The organism is Shewanella sp. SM23 (assembly GCF_025654295.1).
Lineage (GTDB): Bacteria > Pseudomonadota > Gammaproteobacteria > Enterobacterales > Shewanellaceae > Shewanella > Shewanella oncorhynchi.
Genome location: NZ_JAKKRM010000004.1, coordinates 194,997 through 219,035 on the forward strand (window position 1 = coordinate 194,997; position 24,039 = coordinate 219,035).

Annotated in this window: 24 protein-coding genes; 8 read left to right on the forward strand and 16 right to left on the reverse strand. The window is 45.4% G+C overall.

Annotated elements, in window-relative coordinates:
• Positions 1-106 precede the first annotated feature (106 nt).
• Entirely contained in the window at positions 107-505 is a 399-nt protein-coding gene (locus tag L5L98_RS07345; protein WP_263139676.1) for a thiol-disulfide oxidoreductase DCC family protein, read from the forward strand.
• Between the two features lie 103 nt (positions 506-608).
• Here L5L98_RS07345 and mdh read toward each other — a convergent pair whose 3' ends face one another.
• Positions 609-1,544 (reverse strand): malate dehydrogenase, encoded by a 936-nt coding sequence (gene mdh, locus L5L98_RS07350; protein ID WP_105250210.1) that lies wholly within the window; start codon positions 1,542-1,544, stop codon positions 609-611.
• 294 nt (positions 1,545-1,838) lie between these two features.
• Here mdh and argR point away from each other — a divergent pair, with 294 nt between their 5' ends.
• Positions 1,839-2,309 carry a transcriptional regulator ArgR gene (gene argR / locus L5L98_RS07355; protein ID WP_006080175.1) on the forward strand — a complete coding sequence of 157 codons (471 nt, stop codon included), beginning with the start codon at positions 1,839-1,841 and terminating at the stop codon, positions 2,307-2,309.
• A gap of 147 nt (positions 2,310-2,456) precedes the next feature.
• Here the strand turns inward: argR and L5L98_RS07360 are convergent, their stop codons facing one another.
• Positions 2,457-3,089, reverse strand: coding sequence for an NAD(P)-dependent oxidoreductase (locus L5L98_RS07360; RefSeq protein ID WP_263139682.1), 633 nt, complete (start codon positions 3,087-3,089; stop codon positions 2,457-2,459).
• A 106-nt stretch (positions 3,090-3,195) separates the two neighbouring features.
• On the opposite strand from L5L98_RS07360, the gene L5L98_RS07365 reads away from it, so the two are divergent.
• Positions 3,196-4,098 (forward strand): LysR family transcriptional regulator, encoded by a 903-nt coding sequence (locus L5L98_RS07365; RefSeq protein ID WP_113939097.1) that lies wholly within the window; start codon positions 3,196-3,198, stop codon positions 4,096-4,098.
• A 72-nt stretch (positions 4,099-4,170) separates the two neighbouring features.
• On the opposite strand, the gene L5L98_RS07370 is transcribed toward L5L98_RS07365, so the two are convergent.
• The 5 genes from L5L98_RS07370 to L5L98_RS07390 form a co-directional block, all read right to left on the reverse strand.
• On the reverse strand, positions 4,171-5,106 hold the full coding sequence (locus L5L98_RS07370; RefSeq protein WP_113939098.1) for a Dyp-type peroxidase: 936 nt from the start codon (positions 5,104-5,106) through the stop codon (positions 4,171-4,173).
• Between the two features lie 248 nt (positions 5,107-5,354).
• Complete coding sequence (gene ggt, locus L5L98_RS07375; protein WP_263139684.1) at positions 5,355-7,067, reverse strand: gamma-glutamyltransferase; 1,713 nt, start codon at positions 7,065-7,067, stop codon at positions 5,355-5,357.
• A 145-nt stretch (positions 7,068-7,212) separates the two neighbouring features.
• The gene (locus L5L98_RS07380; protein ID WP_028759403.1) at positions 7,213-8,292 is read right to left on the reverse strand and encodes an ABC transporter ATP-binding protein; all 1,080 of its coding nucleotides are present in this window, start codon (positions 8,290-8,292) and stop codon (positions 7,213-7,215) included.
• On the reverse strand, positions 8,292-9,923 hold the full coding sequence (locus L5L98_RS07385; RefSeq protein ID WP_263139686.1) for an ABC transporter permease: 1,632 nt from the start codon (positions 9,921-9,923) through the stop codon (positions 8,292-8,294). Before L5L98_RS07385 ends, L5L98_RS07380 begins: the two co-directional genes overlap by 1 nt.
• Positions 9,924-9,999: 76 nt before the next feature.
• Positions 10,000-11,007: a Fe(3+) ABC transporter substrate-binding protein gene (locus L5L98_RS07390; protein ID WP_263139687.1), complete on the reverse strand. Its 1,008-nt coding sequence runs from the start codon at positions 11,005-11,007 to the stop codon at positions 10,000-10,002.
• A 220-nt stretch (positions 11,008-11,227) separates the two neighbouring features.
• On the opposite strand from L5L98_RS07390, the gene L5L98_RS07395 reads away from it, so the two are divergent.
• The gene (locus L5L98_RS07395; RefSeq protein WP_263139690.1) at positions 11,228-11,647 is read left to right on the forward strand and encodes a hypothetical protein; all 420 of its coding nucleotides are present in this window, start codon (positions 11,228-11,230) and stop codon (positions 11,645-11,647) included.
• A 14-nt stretch (positions 11,648-11,661) separates the two neighbouring features.
• On the opposite strand, the gene L5L98_RS07400 is transcribed toward L5L98_RS07395, so the two are convergent.
• The 3 genes from L5L98_RS07400 to L5L98_RS07410 form a co-directional block, all read right to left on the reverse strand.
• A complete protein-coding gene (locus tag L5L98_RS07400; protein WP_131525196.1) occupies positions 11,662-12,258 on the reverse strand; it encodes a glutathione S-transferase N-terminal domain-containing protein in 597 nt (198 codons plus the stop codon).
• A gap of 92 nt (positions 12,259-12,350) precedes the next feature.
• Positions 12,351-13,100, reverse strand: a complete 750-nt coding sequence (locus L5L98_RS07405; RefSeq protein WP_105250220.1) for a ferredoxin--NADP reductase — start codon at positions 13,098-13,100, stop codon at positions 12,351-12,353.
• Positions 13,101-13,224: 124 nt separating this feature from the next.
• Positions 13,225-13,851, reverse strand: coding sequence for a DUF5610 domain-containing protein (locus L5L98_RS07410; protein ID WP_105250221.1), 627 nt, complete (start codon positions 13,849-13,851; stop codon positions 13,225-13,227).
• 226 nt (positions 13,852-14,077) lie between these two features.
• On the opposite strand from L5L98_RS07410, the gene L5L98_RS07415 reads away from it, so the two are divergent.
• The 3 genes from L5L98_RS07415 to L5L98_RS07425 all read left to right on the forward strand — a co-directional run bounded on the left by L5L98_RS07415 (position 14,078) and on the right by L5L98_RS07425 (position 16,558).
• Positions 14,078-14,695, forward strand: a complete 618-nt coding sequence (locus L5L98_RS07415; RefSeq protein ID WP_173496713.1) for a SixA phosphatase family protein — start codon at positions 14,078-14,080, stop codon at positions 14,693-14,695.
• An 11-nt stretch (positions 14,696-14,706) separates the two neighbouring features.
• On the forward strand, positions 14,707-16,197 hold the full coding sequence (locus tag L5L98_RS07420) for an FMN-binding glutamate synthase family protein (protein ID WP_173496712.1): 1,491 nt from the start codon (positions 14,707-14,709) through the stop codon (positions 16,195-16,197).
• Between the two features lie 151 nt (positions 16,198-16,348).
• Positions 16,349-16,558, forward strand: coding sequence for a hypothetical protein (locus L5L98_RS07425; RefSeq protein WP_105250224.1), 210 nt, complete (start codon positions 16,349-16,351; stop codon positions 16,556-16,558).
• A 108-nt stretch (positions 16,559-16,666) separates the two neighbouring features.
• Here L5L98_RS07425 and L5L98_RS07430 read toward each other — a convergent pair whose 3' ends face one another.
• A complete protein-coding gene (locus L5L98_RS07430) occupies positions 16,667-16,924 on the reverse strand; it encodes a hypothetical protein (protein ID WP_105250225.1) in 258 nt (85 codons plus the stop codon).
• 79 nt (positions 16,925-17,003) lie between these two features.
• Entirely contained in the window at positions 17,004-18,800 is a 1,797-nt protein-coding gene (locus L5L98_RS07435) for an ABCB family ABC transporter ATP-binding protein/permease (protein ID WP_113939107.1), read from the reverse strand.
• 459 nt (positions 18,801-19,259) lie between these two features.
• On the opposite strand from L5L98_RS07435, the gene L5L98_RS07440 reads away from it, so the two are divergent.
• Entirely contained in the window at positions 19,260-19,436 is a 177-nt protein-coding gene (locus tag L5L98_RS07440) for a hypothetical protein (protein ID WP_105250227.1), read from the forward strand.
• Positions 19,437-19,539: 103 nt separating this feature from the next.
• On the opposite strand, the gene aroG is transcribed toward L5L98_RS07440, so the two are convergent.
• The 4 genes from aroG to L5L98_RS07460 all read right to left on the reverse strand — a co-directional run bounded on the left by aroG (position 19,540) and on the right by L5L98_RS07460 (position 24,036).
• Positions 19,540-20,595, reverse strand: coding sequence for a 3-deoxy-7-phosphoheptulonate synthase AroG (gene aroG / locus L5L98_RS07445; RefSeq protein WP_113939108.1), 1,056 nt, complete (start codon positions 20,593-20,595; stop codon positions 19,540-19,542).
• 352 nt (positions 20,596-20,947) lie between these two features.
• Positions 20,948-22,141, reverse strand: a complete 1,194-nt coding sequence (locus L5L98_RS07450; RefSeq protein WP_263139704.1) for a tetratricopeptide repeat protein — start codon at positions 22,139-22,141, stop codon at positions 20,948-20,950.
• A gap of 127 nt (positions 22,142-22,268) precedes the next feature.
• Positions 22,269-22,607: a hypothetical protein gene (locus L5L98_RS07455; RefSeq protein WP_131525189.1), complete on the reverse strand. Its 339-nt coding sequence runs from the start codon at positions 22,605-22,607 to the stop codon at positions 22,269-22,271.
• A gap of 178 nt (positions 22,608-22,785) precedes the next feature.
• Positions 22,786-24,036, reverse strand: coding sequence for an ammonium transporter (locus L5L98_RS07460; protein ID WP_028761801.1), 1,251 nt, complete (start codon positions 24,034-24,036; stop codon positions 22,786-22,788).
• Positions 24,037-24,039: the final 3 nt, after the last annotated feature.

The window sequence follows — 24,039 nt, forward strand, 5'->3', positions numbered from 1 at the left end:
TAATCAGCTGCGATCTAAAACCCTTTATTCTGCGTATAGGGTAGAAGAAAACCAAGCTTGAGTACTCACTTCAAGTATTGTGATCAAGTCATCAGAGGTAATACCGATGGAACTGCGGATTTTTTACGATGGAAATTGTCCATTATGTAGCGCCGAAATGCGTCAACTGAAAGCGCGCGATCCGAAGAACTTGATTGCGCTTGAGGATTTAAATGCGCCAGACTTTAGTAAGCGCTTCAGCCATATCGATAGAGACTACGCTAATACGATTCTCCATGGCGAAACCGCAACGGGCGAAGTGTTACTCGGGTTAGATGTCACTTGCAAAGCGTGGGCACTGACAGGAACACGCGCTTGGATCCAACTATTACGCCTGCCCGTGATTAAAACTGTGGCCGATTGGTGCTATCTCAGATTCGCAAAAAACAGATATCGCATCTCTTATTTACTGACGGGCAAAGCCCGCTGCGATGATAACTGCCAAATTCCCACTAAGCGCCGCTGATCGACTGAATTCGCCTGGTAAAATGTAAAACCCAGGCATAAAAAAACGGAGCTCAATGGCTCCGTTTTTAATTCGTCATAATCTAAAAAGATTATCCGAAAGATTATTTAACGAAATCAACGCCTAGTTTGATATCGCCTTTCAGCGTATCTAACATAGAATCACGAGCGTTAGCTTCGAATGCACTCACTTCACCGTAAGGCAGTACTTTTTCAATACCGTTTTTGCCTAACAGCACAGGTTGTGCGAAGAATTCAGCATGCTCGCTGCCGCCGTCAACATAGGCGCATTCAACGATGTTAGCTTCGCCTTGCAGACCACGAACCAGAGACAGACCGAAACGGCAAGCCGCTTGACCCATAGACAGAGTCGCGCTTCCGCCACCGGCTTTAGCTTCAACCACTTCTGTACCCGCGTTTTGGATGCGAGTCGTCAAACTTGCCACTTCTTCGTCAGTGAAAGTCGCGCCTTCAACTTGAGACAGTAATGGCAGAATAGTCACGCCGCTGTGGCCGCCGATCACATTCACTTTAACGTCAGCAACGTTCAGGCCTTTTAATTCGGCGATGAAAGTTTCAGAGCGGATCACGTCTAATGTCGTGATACCGAACAGACGGTTCTTATCGTAAACACCCGCTTTTTTCATCACTTCTGCAGCGATAGCTACGGTCGTGTTGACTGGGTTAGTGATAATGCCAACCAAAGCCGTAGGGCAAGTTGCCGCTACTTTTTCGATCAGGTTGCGAACGATACCCGCATTGATATTGAACAGATCAGAACGATCCATACCAGGCTTACGCGCAACACCAGCAGAAATTAGAACAACGTCAGCACCCACGAGGGCAGGCGTTGGATCTTCACCAGCAAAACCTTTGATTTCAACAGCAGTTGGAATGTGGCTCAAGTCAACCGCAACACCCGGAGTTACCGGTGCGATATCATATAGAGACAATTGTGAACCCGCAGGCAATTGAGTTTTTAACAGTAGGGCAAGAGCCTGGCCGATACCACCAGCAGCACCAAGTACAGCAACTTTCATAGTTATCTCCGTTATTTCTCGGATATGTGTGACATGGATCTAATTTGCGTTGGCGTCACATTACTGGAATGTCACAACAATTTCAATTATCCCTTAGTCGTGGGACAAAAGAATTCCGGAATAACGTAGAAGCAATGTAGAACAATTACTCAAATTGGGATTTTTACGCCCCCTACAAACGCTTAACCACTGGGGCTTAGTGAATTTTTATTCAACCAATCTGGTTATTTGTTGACAATTTTTCTAAAAATATTCAAAATGGGCCTGTTTTTTTGAATAACGAATAATAATATTATGCAAACGACCAAGAATCAGGATGACCTTGTTAGAATTTTTAAGTCGATTTTAAAAGAAGAGCGCTTTGGCTCTCAGAGTGAAATCGTCACCGCCTTGCAAGCTGAAGGCTTTGGTAATATTAACCAATCGAAAGTGTCACGCATGCTCAGCAAGTTCGGCGCAGTGCGGACTCGCAACGCTAAGCAAGAGATGGTGTATTGCTTACCAGCCGAATTAGGCGTACCCACCGCGGGTAGCCCACTGAAGAATTTGGTACTCGACGTCGATCACAACCAAGCTATGATCGTCGTGCGAACTAGCCCAGGTGCCGCGCAGCTGATTGCCCGCTTGTTGGATTCTATCGGTAAACCAGAAGGCATTTTGGGTACGATTGCCGGTGATGACACTATCTTTATTTGCCCATCGAGCATCCAAGATATCGCCGATACCTTAGAAACCATCAAATCTTTATTCAATTACGCAGAATAAAAAAACAGGTCAGTGAGCTGACCTGTTCTATTTTATCTGTACATTTTGAAGTGCAATATAGCGCTGGTTATTTGGCCATTGTCCCGATTACGTTACACATTCCAGCACAATATCTAACTCACAATATCTAACTCAACTATAACGATATCAGTAAGCCACACTGATGCGCTGGTTTGGGTGAGCGCCCTTTTCGGCTTCATCTACCATGGCTTTTGCGTAATCGGTTACAGAGATACGGCTTTGACCATTAGCATCGGTAAAGAAGCTGTCGCCACCAAGGCGATATGGACCTTCACTCTCACCGGGATAAATCTCAGCGGCTGGGCTCACAAAGGTCCAATTGATTGCCGTTTGCGCCGCACGGAATACCTGCAAAGCTTCACCCTGAGCTAACGCCTCATCTTTATATGCTGCTGGGAAATCTGGACTAGAGACCAGCGTCACACCCGGCGCCACTTCTAAACTCCCAGCACCACCGACCCACAATAAACGTGGCACGTTAGCGTTAGGCAGCACATCCAGTAAATGCTGAACCGTACTCGCCACTAGACCATGATTTTGTTGGGCGCGGCCACCAACGGCGGCAATCACGACATCTACGCCAGCAAAGGTATCGGCGACCAATGGCTGCTCTAAATCCACGGCACGTACTGCCACATCAGCCACGGATAACTTGCTTGGATCACGCACTAACGCTGTCACTTGATGTCCACGACTCTGTGCTTCTTTTAAAATTGCACCACCGATCCAACCCGTTGCACCTAAAATTGCGATTTTCATTTCATTGTCTCACTCAGATGATTTACATTGGAACCAGTTTACTTGCAGTTTTTCACCTAATAAACATCAATAATTGAGCATGATTGTTTCAATATAGGATACTAATGTGGATAAAATTGCCGCAATACGCAGTTTCGTCGAAGTCGCAAACTGTGGCAGCTTTACCAAAGCTGCCGAACATTTAGACCTCAGCCGCCTGCAGGTTTCCCGTCATATTCAAGAAGTGGAGCAGTGGTTGAGTTTACGCTTATTACACCGCACCACGCGCAGCGCCAGCTTGACTTTGCAGGGTGAGGAAGCACTACAATTTTGCCAGCGGATCTTAAGTGAAGTTGCGGCCATGGAGAGCCGTGCCCACAGCCATAACAGTGAACTGGTAGGCAGTATTCGTATCGCTACGCCTATTGGCCTTGGGCAGCACAGTCTGTTTGATGTCGTCGATCGCTTTATTAAAATTCATCCTAAGGTCAACATTCAACTGGTGATGTCGGACAGTTTTGCGCAATTGGTAGATGAGAGAGTCGACGTGGCGCTACGTTATACCGAGCAGCCCGATGAGAATCTCATAGCTCGGCGTTTGATGACCATAGATGCAGTACTTTGCGCGGCGCCGAGCTATCTTGATAGCGCAACGCCACTCCTCGAACCCATTGATCTGCTGGCCCACAACTGCCTCATACACTCAGCGCAACAAAACTGGCCTTTTCTAAAAGAACTGCAAGCCGAGCACGTCAAAGTTACAGGGAATCTTAGGGCTAACGATATGGGAGTGTTGGTCAGTGCGGCGCTACGTGGACATGGCATAGTGCGTTTACCCTGTGACTTAGCTAACCAATACCTTGCCAGTGGTCAACTCAAAGAAGTCCTACCCGAATTTACGACACCAGGCCAAACCTTGTGGGCGGTATATTTGTCCCGCAGTTATCAGCAAAATCTAGTGCGCGCTTTTATCGATTTCACCGCCCTGCAATGGCAGCTCGATATCAAAAAATGGGTTCCCGCGCATTAGCATAAAAAACGCACTTAGGCGTTAGCTTAAGTGCGTCTCGATTGATGCTAATCCGGCTTGATTATAGAAAGCTTATTCGTCGAACTGCAGCATAAAATCCAGTGCGGGGGCAAAGAAAGATGAACCTGTCATCGCCTTAGTAAAATGCATCAAGTGATCATGATTGCCTTCGCCATCACCAAACATCATGCTATGCAGCATCTTTTCAAAATGTTCTGGCGTGCGGCAGTTAGAGATAAACATTAATCCCTGCTCCTTCAGCGAACCATAGGGCATACTCTGACGCAGGATCTCCATTGACTTACCATCGGCATCTTTAAGATTAACGCGCTTGATATGGCTGGTCAGTGGCTTATCTTCAGATTCATACTCGATATTATCTTGCTTAGTACGGCCGATAATATCCTCTTGTTTTTTAACTGGTAATCTATGCCACTTACTCAAGTTATGGGCATACTTTTGCACATGAATATAGCTGCCACCCTTAAACTCAGGATCCTCATCACCCACAAGTGCCACTTCCTGGCGGTGACGCCCCTTAGGGTTTTCGGTACCATCGACAAAACCAGTCAAATCACGGCTATCCATAAATCTAAAGCCACGCTCTTCTTCAACTAACTCCACTAAATCTTCAAACATTTGGCTGATTTCATTAGCCACTAAATGCAGAATATCGTAACGATCACTGCGAATATGCACGAATAAATCATATTCAATTGCAGGTGCTTCACGACTGCCCACTTGCATCGCAGGGAAAGGTTTAAGCAGTTCTGGGCGAGCAGTAGGATAGAGGCTATCCCAATAATTAGCACCAATACCAACAAAACCATTGAATGCACTGTCGGAATATTGATCTGTCAGCTCATAAATATACTGCGCAACGTTGGCAAGACAGGGACGTAATTGCGACTCGACATTGTCATTGGCATTAAACATCAAATAGACACTGTGTAAGTTCCCCTCTGCACACACACCCAACTGTTCACGCGGCATATTTTGAATATCCATTTGGTTATCACCCTTTTTCTAAATTCATTTTCGGCAATATTATCCGCAACTTTACCTAAAAATGACATTAACTAACGCACAGTTTGCTCTGATCTGTTTATGATAATGCCAATAGCGGAGCATTATCCCACCCCAGACCCTTAAACATAAAAATTGACGAGACCATTAAAGTCTCGCCAATCAGTTAAATCGAATCAATGACGTCAGGTTCACTCAGTGTTGAGCTTACCTTAGCATTTATCTTAGTGTTAATAGCCTGCGGCGTGACCATCCTTGCGACTCTCAGAGGCCGCACGATATACGCCGGTTTCGGCATTAAATCCAATGGCTTGATAGCCACCAAACTCCCCAAGTCCATCACGCAGCACATGGCCTTTCTTAATCAACTCACGACGGGTTTCTACCGGAAAACCTGATTCCAGACTGACGTAGCCGCCATCCTTCATCACTTCGCCTGTGGGCTCGGTTGACCCCATATGCAAAATTCTGGGGGCATCGCCCGCTTCTTGCAAGTTCATTTTAAAATCAATCAGATTCATTACAATCTGCGCGTGCATTTGTGGTTGAGTCGCGCCGCCCATCACCCCAAAGCTCAGCCAAGGTTTACCGTCTTTGGTCACAAAAGCCGGAATAATGGTATGGAATGGACGCTTACCCGGTGCGTAGGTATTAAAACGCCCTTCCGTTAAATCAAACATTTGCCCACGGTCTTGCAGCACAAAGCCGAGATCCGGCGGTGTCATCCCTGACCCCATACCACGGTAATTACTCTGAATGAGTGACACCATGTTGCCATCTTTGTCGGCGGTAGTCAGGTACACAGTATCGCCATGTTGCAACGCTGGATTACCCGCATCGACACTCTTGGCGGCTTTTGTAGGGTCAATCAACTTAGCGCGATCATAGTTATATTTCTGTGAGATAAGCTCGGTAACGGGCACTTTATTAAAGGCCATGTCGGCATAAAACTTAGCTCTGTCAGCAAAGGCGAGTTTCTTTGCTTCGACAAATAAATGGACATATTCAGGACTATTAAAGCCCATGGCAGCCACATTAAAGGGTTCCATGGTTTTTAAGATTTGTAGCGCCGCAATGCCTTGACCATTAGGTGGCAGTTCCCACACATCGTAACCACGGTAGTTCACCGAAACGGGATCTATCCAGTCGCTAGTATGGCTCGCTAAGTCATCATAACTTAAATAACCACCTTGGGATTTCATGTACTTATCAATACTTTTGGCAATATCACCTTTATAGAAAGCATCGCGGCCGCCCTTGGCAATTTTCTCATAGGTGTTAGCAAGCGCGGGATTTTTAAAGATTTCCCCTACGGCAGGCATCTTACCATTAGGCATATAGGTTTCTTTAAAACCGGGAAATTTAGCCAGTTTTTTACCACTAGCATCAAGGTAATAGGCAATCAACTCTGACACAGGGAAACCATCACGGGCGTAATGAATGGCAGGCGCGAGGTTATCAGCCATAGCTAATTTACCAAACTTATTATGCAGCTCATACCAACCGTCCACAGTGCCCGGTACAGAAACCGGCAAAGGTCCAAGCGGCGGTAAATAGTCTAATCCGAGGGATTTAAGCTTTTCTAAACTTAAGGATTTGGGACTGCGCCCCGATGCATTTAGACCATAGAGGCGTTTATCTTTTGCGCTCCAAACGATAGCAAATAAGTCCCCGCCGACACCCGAGCCCGTTGGCTCGACTAATCCTAACATAGCGTTAGCGGCAATCGCTGCATCGACCGCACTGCCGCCCTGTTTGAGTATATCAATAGCGACTTGCGTGGCTAAAGGCTGACTGGTCGCCGCCATCCCTTGGGTTGCATACACTTCTGATCGCGTTGCGAAGGCTTTACCTGTGATCCTATCCATGGCCATCACTCCTGAAGACGATATTGCCGTTGCTACAATAACGAGGGTGCAAATTGAATTTATTGTTTTTATCATAATTCCTCCAAAACCGGAGGATAAAAGTAGCAAGGATGGTCGAAAATATCACCAACCAATACCGCATAGACCCAAGTTTAACGTAAGCAAAAATGTCGTACTTTAGTTGGCTATGTCATATCAGCATTGAATAAATACTCATCGCTTAGATTGGGTCCCCACAGTTTGAATATGCTGAAGATTCAAACAACACGAGCGAATGCGGCTCAGTCGTTACCCCAACCTTTTGACCAATACTTAGCTGCATCATTTGGCTACGCACCTCCACATAATAAGCATGGGAAGCGGCCTCAATTTTGACCCAATAATGACAAAAGGCGCCTAAGAAACGTCGCTCAGTGATAGTACCAACGCCCTGTTCATCGGCGCTGAGCGTCAATTGCTGTGGTCGCAAGAATACTGTTCCGCTGAACTCGCTCGGCAAATTTAATGGCGTGAGGCTGGTTAAATGACCTATGGGAGTGACAACACTGTGCCCATCAAACACTGCTGCAGGTAAGTAATTACCGCTACCTAAAAAGTCCGCCACATAGCGGCTGTTTGGGGCGGCATATAAAGCTTCGGCACTACCATGCTGCACTATGATGCCTTGATTAAAGATGGCTAAAGTATCTGCAAATACAAAGGCTTCATCCTTGCTATGAGTAACAAACACCGCGCTGACATTACGCTGTTTTAAGATGCTGCGAATTTCCGCCATCATCTCGTAGCGCACTTGGGCATCAATATTGGAAAAAGGCTCATCGAGCAGCAATAACTGCGGCTCATAGGCAAGTGCCCGCGCAATCGAAACTCGCTGCTGCTGACCGCCAGATAATTCATGGGGATAGCGCTGTGCCAACCCTTCAAGTTTGACCAAAGCTAGCATTTCATCCAAACGTGCCTGACGTTCTGCGCCCGACAATCTAGCCACCCCAAAGAGGATATTTTCCGCCACAGTCAAATGAGGGAAAAGCGCATAGTCTTGAAAAATCATGCCGATGCCGCGCTGCTCGCTAGGTACAAACTGGCTATCGCCACTCACTATGCGGCCATTAATCTGGATTTCACCTTGGCTTATGGCCTGTAATCCAGCAACTGCACGCAATAAGGTCGTCTTGCCACAACCGCTTGGGCCTAACAACGCCAGGATTTCCCCTTGGGCGAGCGTTAAACTCAAACCTTTAAGTACTTGCTGGCCCTGATAATCGCTATGAATTTGCTTAAGCTTGAGCGTACTTGTCATCAGCTGTGATGCTCCAATGAACGGTTTAAATAAATAAGCGGCACTAAACCCACCAGTACAATCACAATAGCAGCTAATGCGCCGTGCTCGAGTTTTTCATCGGACGCAAACTGGAATACATAAGTTGCAAGATTCTCAAAACCGATAGGCCGCAGTAATAACGCAGCGGGCAGTTCCTTCATGCTTTCGATAAACACCAATAAAGCGCCCGCAAACAATCCCTTAGCAAGTAAAGGCAAATGCACCCGCCGCAAAAGTTGCCTAGGAGTTTGCCCCATGGTCAGGCTCACCATATCCAGCGATGGCGAGATGCGTTTATAACTGCTTTCAACACTGCCAATCGCAATTGCCACGAAACGCACACAAAAAGCAAAAATCAATGCCATCACACTGCCTGTTAGGATAAGGCCTGGGCCTGCTATGCCGACAAGATCCGCCAGATCGTTAATCGCAAAATCTAACATAGTTAAAGGCACTAATACCCCAATAGCCAGCACAGTGCCTGGTAAGGCATAGCCCGTCGAAGCTAACCGTGAGGGCAAAGCATCACTCTGTCTTGGGCTTATCCGGCGAACGAACATAAGCAGTAAGGCGATTAAGCAACAGAGTAAACTGGTGATCAGCGCAAGACTGAGGCTGTTAAGACTCAATTGCCAAAAACTCTTATCCCAGCTTTGTTCAAAGTAACCAATCGCATAGGATAATAAAATCCCGAAAGGTAACAGAAAGGCTAATAGCAATAGCATGCCGCAAAAGCTGAGTGCGACCAAGGTTTGAGTCATCGAGAGTCGATACAAGTCAGTGACTTGTATACGTGATTGTTTTTGGAATAACTGCTGTTTACGACGGGCAAAACGCTCAAATCCAATCAGACTAAATACCACCAGCAAGATAATCGCCGATAACTTAGCGGCGGCGGTCAAATTGCCATAACCCAACCAAGTGTCATACACGGCTGTCGTTAAGGTGGGCACGGCAAAATAGTTAACCGTTGCAAAATCAGCGGCCGTCTCCATCGCCACTAAAGCCACCCCAACGGCGAGCGCAGGCCTTGCCATAGGCAAAGATAAACGCCAAAAACTTTGCCACGGTGAACAGCCCATAATGCGCGAAGCATGCGCCAAACTTAAGGATTGCTCCATAAAAGCGGTACGCGCCAAGAGATAAATATAGGGAAACAATACCAGCGACAACATACACGCCGCGCCGCCTAAGGTACGAATATCGGGGAAGAAATAATCCTGCGGTGAGTCCCAGCCAAATATCGAACGAAGACCGCGCTGCACTGGCCCCGCATAATCGAGTAAATTGGTATAGACGTAGGCAACAATATACGCAGGCATAGCGAGGGGCAATAATAGCGCCCATTGCAAATATCGCCTGCCGACAAAGTCACAACGAGCCATCAACCAAGCGCAAGGTAACGCGAGTAATAACGCCCCCAGACTCACCCAGAAAATCAGCAATAAACTATTAATGATATATGTCGGCAGAACCGTTGCCATCAAGTGCCCAAACACGGCTTCGTCAGGCTGAAAAGCTTGAAATATCAACGCAAATAGTGGCAATACCAGCAAGGCGGCCACGGCATAACCAGCAAGCGACCAGCTTCTGGCTAATCCTAAAATCATGTCAATCCTTAAAACGTCACAGCGCCAATCACTGGCGCTGATAACCTAAATCTGCATTTTGTCGCTAGTACTGGAGCTAGAGATCAAACTGCACTTCATCTAATAGCTTAACCGCCGCTTGGTGATATTCTGCCAACTTAAAAATGGGTAACTGATCTGACTTAAACTTACCCCATGAGGCCACTAAAGATGAAGGTGCCACATCGGCTTTCACTGGATATTCCATATTCACATCGGCATAGGCCTTTTGAGCCACATCGGCGGATAAGAACTCCATCAATTTGATCGCATTGGCTTTATTAGGCGCATGGCGAGTTAGTACCATGCCAGACACATTCACATGGGCACCGCGGTCAGCTTGGTTCGGGAAGTTGAGCGTCACAGCTTCGGCGATCGCCTTTTGCTCAGGATCCTGCAACATATTGCCGTAATAGTAGCTATTACCAATGGCGATCTCACACACACCTTCTTTTACTGCGGCAATTTGCCCCCTATCGTTCCCCTGAGGTTTGCGGGCTAAATTAGTTTTCACGCCTTGTAACCAAGTTTTTGCCTCAGCTTCACCGTGATGAGCAATCATAGATGCGACTAACGCTATGTTGTATGGATGTTTACCACTGCGAGTACAAATCTTTCCTTTATATTTGGGATCGGCTAATTCTTCATAGGTCAATTGCTGCTGGCCTAAACGATCCTTGGCTGTATAGAGATTTCGCACCCGCATAGTCAGGGCATACCACTGGCCATCGGGATCGCGATACTGCGCAGGAATATTGCTCTCTAGCAGGGGATTTTTGACTGGAGAGGTTAGATCTTTATCCACTAATTCAACTAAACGTGAAAAATCAGACGTCAGCACAAGATCCGCTGGGGATAAACGGCCTTCACGGACGAGACGCTCGGCAATACCGTCTTTAGCAAATACCAAATTCACACCTATGCCAGTTTCTTCGGTGAAACGCGTCAGGATAGGCTCCACCAAGAAAGCTTGACGATAAGAATAAACGGTTAATTTATCATCTGCATTCGCTGAATGCCCAACCGACATTAACCCAACAATAGCCGCGCAAGTTACCCATTTCATTACCGAATTCTCCCCAAAGTGATGACGTGTTCTGCAAAATTAGAACACTAATGCATTAATGATAATGCTTATCAGTTTCGCAAGAGTAATAGATACGGAACTTGAGAGCAAGCAGCTAATTAACTTTATGTTTTTAATGGCATTAATCTGAAAATTTGAGATTATCTCAAATCAAACTAAACTGAACCTTAATTTGATAAAAATGCTTTCAGGAGGCGTTATGTTAACTGTTTTGCTGCTAGGCGTAGCCGCAATTGCGCTATTTGGCTTATTCAAACTCAATAGTCGTCCCAAAAGACATAAACACTCTTCTCAAGCTGCTGATCCCAGCATTAATAAGACTCACAGTTTTCACAGTTTTCACAGTTTTCACAGTGTGAGCATTGTGAATAACGGCAGTTGCTGTGAGCAAATTGAAGCGCTTTCTGGAAAACGATTTTTATCGAAAGATGCGCCCGAAATTCCGATGGAAGAATGCACTAAGGCAAACTGCCAATGCCGCTATCAACACCATGAAGACAGGCGACAGCTAGGCAATGATCGCAGAGTAGAATATGGGGTTACTCGTGAGTTATTCGGCGCTTTTGGTGAACAAAATCGCCGTGATAGGCCAAAAGGAAGACGCGCAACCGACGGTTGAGCATCCTCTGCGGATTATTGGGGACGAGTTTGAATAAATGCAGGTAAATCACGCATTTCACTGAACCAAAGTGCTGTCGCAGGTGCAACCTTACGCCAATCTAGCTCTGGATGTCTAAAATCCACATAATCGAGTAAGCAAATCAAGGCTAATTGCGGTGCTTGAATCGTGGTTTGGGTGATCACAGTTTGAAGCTCAATCTGCATAAGGCCGCGCAGCAGTGCTTGTTCAAAACGTGCAGTCCAAAATACTGACCTCACGCCTTCTTCTTCACGCATTTGCTCTTGGCGTAATTTCACCGCGCTATCGATTAAGCCTTTGACTAAAGAATACTGACACTCCAGCACCCAGTTATTATTTGAGATCCCAAACATCTTACGATCGCCAAGCTCTGCATCTAGGTAACGCATGATCACTTCACTATCGAATAGTGCTACACCATCGTTGGTAATAAGACATGGGATCTGTCCTAACGGGTTAGCATCGAGTAATTCTGCGCTGTTTTCAAAGGGATTAACTAACTGCTCTTCAATATTGTTAATCCCTAGATACTGGATTAAAGCTCTTACACAACGGGCATAGGGCGAAGCTTGAGAACTTAACAACTTCATCAAAAATTTCCTTTTGTTTGCATTAAACGCTATGGCTTTTTAGGGGCAAGAACGGCAACAAGTTTATTCTCGCCTTCTATGTAAAATTGAGATTACCAGTATTTTTCAACGGTAATTTGCCCAGGAGCACGGCGTAAATTCTTCACTAACCCTTTATCGAGTAAAGCGGCTTGCGCACCATTAATCATACCCGGATTGCCGCAGATCATAACTTGAGAGTCAGCTGCGTTTAAGGTTAATCCTGCCTTTTTTTCGATTTCACCCGAGACTATCCCCTCGGGAATGCGACACTGCAAAGCATCGGCAAAGGGTTTACGGGTCACACTCAAGACTAATGTAAATTGTTCAGGGTATTTGCGTTCTAAATTACGCAGCTTATCAAGATATGCCAAATCCTGTGCTTCGCGCACGCCATACACAAGCACGACTTTTTCAAAACGCTCCCAAGGTTCATCGGTGTCGAGCATAGACAAAAATGGCCCTACTGCTGTTCCTGTGGCTAAAAACCACAAATGCTTCCCTTGGAGTTCACCCTTAGGAATTTCAGCTAAGGTCATAAAACCGGTCGCGGTTGAGGTAATTTCAATTTCATCGCCTATTGCAAGGTTGTGTAATTGAGGCGATAACAGGCCATCCTCTACTGCAACGGCGAGCACCTCGGCATAGGGTTTATCGGGAGAATTTACTAAGGAGTAGGCTCTAGCCACACGCTTATCATCTTGCATTTGACTTAACTTGATAAACTGACCAGGAATAAATGGAGCTAACTCGGCAGCAATGCGCAATGAGAATAACTTATCACTCCAATCAATACGTTCTATCACTTGTCCCCTAATCCACATAACTTGCCCTCAAGCGAAACGTTAAATAGGCTTCCAGCATAGACTTTTTTCTGCACAACAAAAACCCCTTATATAAGGGGCTTATGACTATAACGCTGAATATAGAACTGAAAATACTGAGGTATTAACTCGGACTCGATACTGTCTCATCAGTCTTCTTGTTAAAGCTATCTCTAAAGGCTTGCAGCCCCTCTTGCACTAAGCTGTAGGTTTTATCGACACCATCGGCAATATCACCCTGCAATACTTTAAGGCCGGACAGAATATCTTTAGCCTCTTTAAAGCCATTGTCAATGGCACCGCCAATAATCCCCATAAAGCTATCGAGTTGATCACTTAGACTCATACCCGAATTTTGTTGTTGGTGAATGCTAAAAAACTGCGTCGCAAAACTCACGATACGATCTGCAGTCGCTTCTGGAGAAGTATCTACGCCATTATCATAAGCCGTCTGAATCGCGTTCTCGCCCATAGTGGGCGCTAACTCTTTATTAATCGACTCTATCGCTGCGCGATAAAGCAAGGCCATAGACTGATCGCCTGACTTGATATTCACATCTTGCTGTGCCGATAAAATCGCTTGATTCATCAGCTGCTTGCTCGTTTGCTGCGCAGTTTGCTTCGAGGTTACTTCTGTGGCTTTCGCGTCCTTCGAATCACTCACTTCGGTGCCCTTAGACGCCGCGTTTTCAGCATATTTTTTCTGTGGCAAAGGGGTACTTTGCACTTGAGGGGGTTTATTGATTTCCATGATGACTATCCATTCAATTCGGGTCGACTTAATTATCGACCAAAATTTAACCAGCTTTAGTAATTTTTAGAATTGAAGTACCATCTGACCACAAGGCCATGATAAGGCCCACATAAATTAAGTGGGTTCATTCTTTAATAAGGTGCATAAAGCGCCAACCCACCGCAATGCAGATCATTACTATCGCTGAGCTTAGACATAAGCCAATAGAAAAGGATGTTACACCATGGCAGCAGGCCGCAGTTTGAGTCATTTCCGCTTTCACGGGTTTACACTAATCCTTAAGCACTATTTTAAGCATAATCTGGGTATCAATATAAAACGCTTTAGCCTGCTAACAAGCCTCGTCATATTCACTTGCCTCGGCTTTGCTCCCATTAGCCAAGCTCATGCTGAAAGTAGACTAATTATTTTAGTCAGACATGCCGAGAAAGCCGACACGCCAGCCAATAACCCGCAGTTATCACCCAAGGGAGAAATACGCGCAGCATCACTGATCACTGCCTTGAGCCGCACGCCGCTGTCGCAACTTATTGCGACTCAATACCTAAGAACCCAGCAAACACTCGCGCCCATCGCCGAGGATCGCCATTTACCTGTGACGATAGTAGAAGCTGCCAAACCTATCGAAGGACATATCCAACACATTGTTGAACAAGTGCATGCTGTAAAGGGCAATACACTCATCGTTGGGCATTCAAATACTGTCCCACAGATCATTAAAGCCCTTGGTGGACCTGAGATCCAAGCGATCAGTGAAGATGACTATAGCCAGCTGTTTTTACTCTCTCTTAATGATGACCAACCTGCGAGCTTGATCGCCACCCGTTACGGACAAGAATAAGGATAAATAACATGAGTGAACTCAATTGGTTTATGTGGGGACTCGATCTATTTTCAGGGCTGTTTTTGATTGTAATAGGACTCGCAGTACTCGCGGTTATTTACATGTATATCGCAGATAAAATGCAGACCAAACAAGCGGTAAGACATAACTATCCCGTGATTGGTCGCTTTCGATATTTGTTTGAAAAACAAGGTGAGTTTTTCAGACAATACTTTTTCGCCCAAGACAGAGAAGAACTGCCCTTCAACCGTGCTGAACGCAGCTGGGTGTACCGCGCCGCTAAAAATGTCGATAGAACTATCGCCTTTGGTTCGACTCGCCCCTTGGATACTGCCGGTACTGTTATGTTTATGAATACCGCCTTCCCAACCCAAGATGAAGAGATCACACCCATTCATCCACTGACAATTGGCACCAATTGCCGCCAACCCTATACGACTCAAGCCATTTGTCATATTTCAGCCATGAGCTTTGGGGCTCTATCGCGCCCAGCAATTACCGCCCTTTCCCACGGTGCAGCGCAGGCGGGTTGCTGGCTTAACACAGGTGAAGGCGGCTTGAGCCCTTATCATCTAAAAGGTGGCTGCGATATCGTCTTTCAAATTGGAACGGCCAAATACGGTGTACGTAATGAGCACGGACATTTAGACGATGAAAAGCTCAAGTCGATAGCCATTCATCCCGAAGTCAAAATGTTTGAAATTAAAATGAGTCAAGGAGCTAAACCGGGCAAAGGCGGCATTTTACCAGGGATCAAAGTCACAGCTGAAATTGCCCATATTCGCGGTATTCCTCAGGGTTATGACTCTATTAGCCCTAATGGTCATATTGAATTCAAATCCGTGAACGATATTTTGGATATGGTTGAACGAGTACGTGAAGTTACCGGTAAACCAACGGGCATTAAGGCCGTACTCGGTGACGTGCAGTGGCTCGAAGATTTATGTGATGAAATTGAACGTCGTGGCGAAGACTCTGCCCCCGACTTCTTTACCTTAGACAGTGCCGATGGCGGCACAGGCGCTGCACCACAACCTTTAATGGATTATGTCGGATTACCACTGAAGGAAAGCTTACCTATCCTAGTTAATGTCTTGATCCAACGAGGCTTGCGTAAACGCATCAAAGTCATCGCTTCGGGTAAACTTATTGTGCCATCAAGAGTCGCTTGGGCTTTGGCATTAGGTGCCGACTTCATCGCATCGGCCCGTGGCAATATGTTCGCCCTCGGTTGTATTCAAGCCTTACAGTGCAATAGAGATACCTGCCCAACGGGCATCACAACGCACAATCCCAAGCTACAACAAGGACTCGATCCTAGGGATAAATCGGCTCGTGTTGCTAACTATAATCATAATTTACACCATGACTTAGCCTTAATTGCGCACTCTTGCGGAGTGACAGAACCAAGACAACTCAAACCTTCACATGTCCGAATTGTGCTCGATAGCGGTTTATCCATTTCACTCGATAAATACTATGCACATATGGATAAGTAGCCGCGAACACTCGCGGTTAATGGCGAATACAACTTTCGTCTATATAGGGTTTACATAAGGTATATTTGAATGCGTATCACAAAAGAGGTAAGATCCGTGACGTGAGACATTATTCAAATGTCTTACCCACAATTGAACTTAAGGAAACACTTTGAAATCTAGCTTCGTAAGCCAACTGCCCGCCAGTAAAACTGTAAGCACTAGCTGTAAGAGCTGTAATCGCCTGACCGAGATCGAAGGTGAACTGGTGTGTTTTCGCGAAGGGCAGATCATTCGACTCACTTTGATAGATGAGTCAGTACCTAAATTGAATCTTTTATGTGAAGGTTGGAAAGCGGGGAAGCTGAACGGCGTAGCTTAATTCAGCCATATTTTATCTCTGGAGTCTCTCTAGAGCATCAAGAATAGAGGCTCACCTCTATTCTCGGACGTTCTCACCCAAACTGTACTAAAGCACTAGCGAACACACCTAACGCATACCCATAAAGTCACTTGTCGGCGCGTTCATATCGCGGATCACACCTGCCAGCACCATTTCTGGATTGACTTTAGCCAAGGTAAGTCGCCGAGTTGTAACCAACAGGCCCGCGTTCAACTCAGCATGAATGCGTTGCAATGAATCATAATCAACACCACGTTTTTTCAATGTCGCCATGATGGCATACCAATCAGTGGCGACTTTTTCTTCTTTGCCTTCAATATTAGCTCTCAGTGTAATATTTTCCATGCCAGATCTCTTCCGATTGATGTGTTGGCATTGAGTATAGAGAGCCGAAGCTGAATAAAGACTGAACTGTATTGCGCTATTAACTGCTCAGAGGAGTATGTTGTTGCTCATTTTGTATCCGCCATAATTTGGCATAGAGACCATTTGCCAACAGCAAAGTCTGATGATTACCTTGCTCAACTATTTCTCCTTGGCTTAATACGACTATTTGATCGGCATCGACTATGGTCGATAACCTATGAGCCACCACTAGGCTAGTGTGCCCCTTAGCGACTTCCCGCAGTGCCGACAAAATAGCTTGCTCGGAGCGACTATCGAGTGAAGATGTCGCCTCATCAAACACCAGCACTGGCGAGCCCTTCAAAATGGCCCTTGCTATCGCGACCCGCTGTTTTTCTCCGCCAGAGAGTTTTAAGCCGCGCTCACCCACCTTTGTGTCCCAACCAAGGGCAAGTGATGCAATAAATTGCTCTAAGTGCGCCAGTTTTATCGCGTTACGCACCTCTTCATCCGTCGCGCTTGGGCGACCATAACGTATATTTTCGACTAATGAATCGTTAAATAGCACAGTATCCTGCGGCACGATAGCGATGGCACGCCGCAGCGCATCTTGCGTGAGATGGCGGATATCTTGTCCATCGATTTTAATCGCACCTTGGTCCACATCGTAAAATCGAAATAGCAGTTTAATCAGGGTCGATTTACCTGCACCACTATCACCTACAACAGCCACCTTTTTACCGGCTTCAACCTTAAAACTCACGTCCCGCAGAATTTGCCGCTCATCGTAGCTAAAATTAACATTTTCAAATATCAACTCACCCTTAGTGGGTTGAAAATCGAGTGCTTGGGGTAAGTCGACTATCATAGGATGTTTATCGAGCAAGCTAAACATGCGCTCAATATTGGCTAACGCGCCGCGAATTTCGCGATACACAAAACCTAAGAAGTTAAGGGGTAAAAAGAGCTGCATCATAAACGCATTAATCAACACAAAATCACCTAAGGTCATATCGCCATAGGTAACTCTGTATGCCGCCAGCGCCATCATAGCCGTCATCGCCAAAGCGATAATCACAGCTTGTCCGCCATTTAGCGCAAACAAAGATAAGCGATTCTTACGCTTAGCGATCTCCCACTGTTCAAGCGCTTGGTCATAGCGCTGCGACTCATACTTTTCATTATTAAAATACTTTACCGTTTCATAGTTCAGCAAGCTGTCGATGGCGCGGGTATTCGATAACGAGTCAGCCTTGGCCGCATCACGTACATACTCAGTACGCCATTCGGTCGCGACCACAGAAAAAATAATATAAGCCAGCACAGCAACAAAAGTGATTGCAGCAAACGCAATGCCGTAGTTATAAAAGAAAATGCCAATCACCATGACAATTTCGAGCAAGGTTGGCACTATGTTGAACACCATAAAACGCATGAGGAAACTCACGCCGCTGGTGCCGCGTTCAATATCGCGGGATAGGCCACCGGTTTTGCGCTCTAGATGAAAATCGAGGTCAAGTCGGTGTAAATGGTCGAATACCGCTAAGCCTAAACGGCGGATCGCCCGCTCTGTTACGCGGCCAAACAAGGTATCGCGGATCTCCCCCGTAATCGCCGTTAGTAGACGTACCGCGCCATAGGCCAACACTAATCCTACGGGCACACTGAGGGCTTGCGCGGTTTTATCGGCATCTAAGGTGTCGACCAAATGCTTCAGAATAAAAGGTAGAGCCACGCTGGTCAGCTTAGCGATGATGAGGCATGACATCGCCAGCGCAATACGGCCTTTGTATTCCAATAAGTAAGGCCAAAGCAGTTTCATGACGTGCCAGTTTAATTTATCAACTGGACCTTCAAAATATAACGTTGGGCGCATAGGACATAACCTTGAATGAGTTATGCCAATTGTAACAGTTCATACCGGACATAAGCTAAGCGAAACTAGCAAAGTCTGAATAAAATCAATCAGATTTTCCTGACAGACAAATAGACTTATTCACGACATACTCAGCTGCTATTTTGATTGCATTTAAAGTCAAAACATCGTACTGGCGTATTCACAATAAATGAATTTATACTGATTTGTGTTCAGGCATGTACCGTTTTACTTAACCTCAGAGCCGTATGTAGGAGGATAAGAGTGCAATGGAAGAAGGCTTGGCACAGAGTTGCTGCTGTTGATTATTTTTGCCGTTTTGCCCAAAATGCCATGGAGGCGGTTATACAAATCAATAGAATTTGTTAACCTCTACGCGCTAGATTTTGCGATTCATACGCCCAAGTTCTAGCGAGAACATTAAGACAAACAAATTAAATTAAGATCAAAGGAAGCTTTATGTTGGATTCCGCTAAAGTTCAATACCCGCCATTACCACTGATCCAAACTTGGGTGTGGATGATGATCGAATCAGGCAATCCAGAGATACAAGATAAAGGTAGAAACAACCTTATTGCCGCCTTTGGTAGCTTAGCCAAAGCAAATGAATACATTGTTGAAATAAGCAATAAATAGATAAAACAAAGGCGCCAGGATAGCGCCTTTGTTTTTACTTAACCCGCAATCGTTAACGGCTAACTCAGGTATAGTTGCGGTTTATGTTCGCTCGAGCAGACAATTAAACCTGACGGCGTTCGATAATGCTTTGGTTCAAAATGGCTAACAGACGCTCGGTATCATCCCAACCAATACACGCATCGGTAATACTCTGCCCATAGCATAACTCTTGACCTTCAATAAGATCTTGACGACCTTCCACTAAATGGCTTTCTACCATAACACCAAAAATAGCAGTATTTCCCGCCGCCACTTGACCAGCGACATCTTCAGCAACCACTAACTGACGTTGATACTCTTTACTACTATTCGCATGGCTAAAGTCGATCATGATGTTGTCGGCAAGCTTGGCTTTTAACAATTGCTGGCTAATATCAGTGACATGCGGCGCACTATAATTGGGCTCGCGGCCACCCCGTAAAATAATGTGGCAATCAGGATTGCCCTTAGTCGAAACGATCGCCGAATGGCCCAACTTAGTCACAGATAAAAAATGGTGTGGTGCATTGGCAGCACCTATCGCATCAATAGCAACTTTGATCGTGCCATCAGTACCATTTTTAAAGCCGACCGGACAAGAAAGACCCGAGGCTAACTCTCTGTGTACTTGAGATTCTGTCGTACGGGCGCCAATGGCTCCCCAGCACATTAAATCAGCCATATATTGTGGGGTGATCATGTCAAGAAACTCACCCGCGGTTGGCATACCGCTGTCGTTCAAATCCACTAATAATTTACGGGCGGTGCGTAAACCATCATTGAGTTTAAAGCTGTTATCCATGTAAGGATCGTTAATCAGCCCCTTCCAACCCACTGTGGTTCTTGGTTTTTCAAAATACACTCGCATCACAATTTCGAGTTGATCTTTATAACGTTCACGCAGTGAGACCAAACGCTGTCCATATTCCAACGCAGCTTTGGGATCGTGGATAGAACAAGGCCCAATCACCACTAATAGACGATCATCAGACTTAGCCAGAATATTATGGATACTATTACGCGCATTAAACACAGTCGCAGAGGCTTTTTCGGAAGCAGGAAATCGTTCAAGAATCGCGATAGGTGGAAGTAACTCTTTTACTTCTTTAATGCGAACGTCATCATTTTGGTAATACATAATTTTACTGCTCCAACGCTGGTGTTTTAGGCTATTTCTATCGCTGCGATAAGGGATCTCAACTGCAATACTGAGTTCAATTTATCGAGTCTCAGGCGCCAATGCAACCAAGTTGTCTCCATTTCAAAAAATCAAATATAACTTATTGTTTTAATATATTTTAAAAAAATCAAAATTCAAATATGCCAGCTAACTCACAGCCTTGATGAACAAAATCGAATATAGCGGATAAAAAAGGAATAAACATATTTACTACAAGTGTATTTAGGTGCCCTATATTAGCAAGCAAAGATGTTTACCCGTAATAAGCATAATTGATGGCCAACTCTCAATAGAAAAAAGCGGACAAATGCTAATGCTGTAACATGACTTGTAACTTGCTCTGATAGCGTTGACGCTCTGACTCATCTCGGCTCAAAGCCAAGGCTTTATCCATATTCAGTTTGGCACGCTTTTCGTCCCCCAGCGCCCAGTAGGTTTTAGATAAACCGAAGAAGAACTCATGACGATAATCCGCTTTTGCCAACGCCCTTTGATACCAAGCCAAGGCCTCGTCGTATTGATGCTCATCATAGGCTTGCTGCCCCATGTCATAGTAATAATAGGGATTACGTATTCGCGCTAATTCAAGCACTTTATTAATTTCGGCCCATTCATCAAGCCGCCCCAGCTCCCCTAAAATCAAGGCTAAGTTATAAAGCGTTGTCAGATTTTTCGCATCAAACTTGAGTGCATAGCGATAAACCTGTTCGGCCCGCTTTTCATCACCTTTATGCCGGTAAATAATGGCGAGCGTGTTGAGTGACGGAACAAACTGGCCGACTTTTAAACCCACTTTAATCAAGGCATAGGCCCTGTCTAAATCACCGTTCACCAAAGACTCTGCCGCCATATTGTTGTAAAACATGCTGATTAAGGTCTGCCGATCCACTTGGGTTTTACCGTATCCCCGTAGAGCTCGCTCTGGCATAAAGTCCACTAAAACTGCGGTAGATGACACATAAACTGAATGTGCGTTTTCAGGTGGAAGTAAGCGTAAATTCACATGCCCATTGATTAAATAAAAATCACCTTGCTTATCCCATACGGGTTCTATCGCAATATCTTGATACTCAGCACTCACATTCAATATGTCCGCTAACGCAGAAGTCATGACCACTAAAGACATGCAATTACCCGCCTTTTGGGCGTAGGTTTCACGGGCAATTTGGGTCAGATTATCTTGATATCGAAAATCAATGTTAGTGCTATTGGTTTGACTCGCATTGATATAACTAGCTAACCATTCATTGGCTAACATGTTGTTATTGTGTGATAAAGTGTATATCCCATAACGACGTTTTACGTCTGTCACGACCTCGGGTGGCAGATAAAAAATATCCGCAACAGAAGGAATATCGGCCACAGGGGTAAACAGTGAATCGGCAAGTAACGACTCAAGATCCGACGGATTAGGCTCAATGGTCGTCGAGCTACAAGCAAACAATTGACTGAATACAACGCTCAAGATCGTACTCAAGTATACGGCTCGGAATAGTTTCGACATACGTCCTCCCACACCATTAGCTCCTATTTGAGCTTATTACAAATGGCGAAAAAGACGACATAAAATGGTTACAAAAAATGATAATCGCGATCGATTGAAAATAATTGCAAATAATTTAACGAATTAACTATTGCGAAGGTCGGTCAACTTCTATGTATAACTCACGCTGCTGATAATCATACGGCCGATAGTTATGCTCTCCACAGGTAAAATGTCGATAGGGTTTCATGACCGTAACGCAACCTGAGGGTAAAGCCTGCAGAATTTGGATTTGCTGCTGGCGACGAAGCGACTCCTGCCATTCAAAATCCTTGAGCACTTGATCACGCACGGCAAAGGCATCGACAGGCTCACTTGAGCGATTAACGATCACTTCTCCTGCAAAGGCTGAAACCGATATCCAGCCAGAAATGACGATAAGACTTAGTCGCAAAAATTGACCTATTGTTTTTATATTCAATCTCATAGAACACTCCTTAATTTATGCAAGAAAACAGAATTGCTCAGTAATTAAGCTTATGACCCTGTACTTAAACTTCAATCACAGTGATTACCCATAAAAAAGCAGAGCCTAGGCTCTGCTTCACTATCCCTCGATCCAAGCTAAGCATCAAGGTGAATCACGCATTAATGTGCAAGTTTAATCAGCCCGCATTTTTGACCGTAACAAACTCAGGATAGGCATCAATACCACAGTCAGAAGCATCCATACCGTTGTATTCTTCTTCCTCAGTCACACGGATCCCCATGGTTATCTTAATCACATACCAGACAGCAAATGACGAGCAGAACACCCAAGTGAAAATGATCGCTGCGCCCGTCAACTGTCCGGTAATAGTTGCATTGGCATTGGATAATGGCACACACATTAAGCCAAGGAAACCAGCCACACCGTGTACTGAAATCGCACCGACGGGATCGTCGATCTTAATGCGATCTAAGCCCACAATCGAGAACACCACCACGCCGCCCGCCACTAAACCAATCACACCCGCCATTAACAATGAAGGCGAGAGAGGATCTGCCGTAATCGCCACTAGTCCAGCCAAAATACCGTTAAGGATCATGGTCAAATCCGCTTTACCCCAAATCATCTTACACACGATAAGAGCTGAGATAGCACCAAAAGCCGCTGCAGTATTGGTATTCACAAACACTTTCGCCACTGAGCTTGCATTCGCCGCATCCGACACCATTAATTGCGATCCGCCGTTAAAGCCAAACCAGCCCATCCACAGAATAAACATACCTAAGGTTGCCATTGGCAAGTTAGAGCCTGGAATAGGATTCACTTGACCATTAGGCCCGTATTTCCCCTTACGCGCACCGAGCAATATTACGCCAGCAATCGCCGCGGTCGCCCCCGTCATATGCACAATACCGCTACCAGCAAAGTCTACAAAGCCCAGTTTAGCGATAAAACCTTGGCCCCAAGTCCAATAACCTTCTACTGGATAGATAACCGCTGTCATCACCACAGAAAAGAACAAGAAAGCCCACAACTTCATCCGTTCCGCCACAGCACCAGAGACAATTGACATCGCCGTTGCCACAAATACAACTTGGAAGAAGAAGTCAGATTCTAATGCATGGCTCGCATCTGCTGATTGTGAACCAATTAAGGTGCCAATTGACGGTAACCAGCCACCTTCAGTGTTATCCACATACATGATGTTATAGCCAACCAACAGATACATCACACAGGCAATCGCGTACAGCACAACGTTCTTAGTTAAAATTTCAGTGGTATTTTTAGAGCGAACTAAACCCGCTTCTAACATGGCGAATCCCGCCGCCATCCACATGACTAAAGCGCCAGAAATCAAAAAGTAAAAGGTATCGAGTGCAAAGCGTAGTTCAGTGACTGTGCCGCCTAATTTCGTTAATTCTTCCATTGT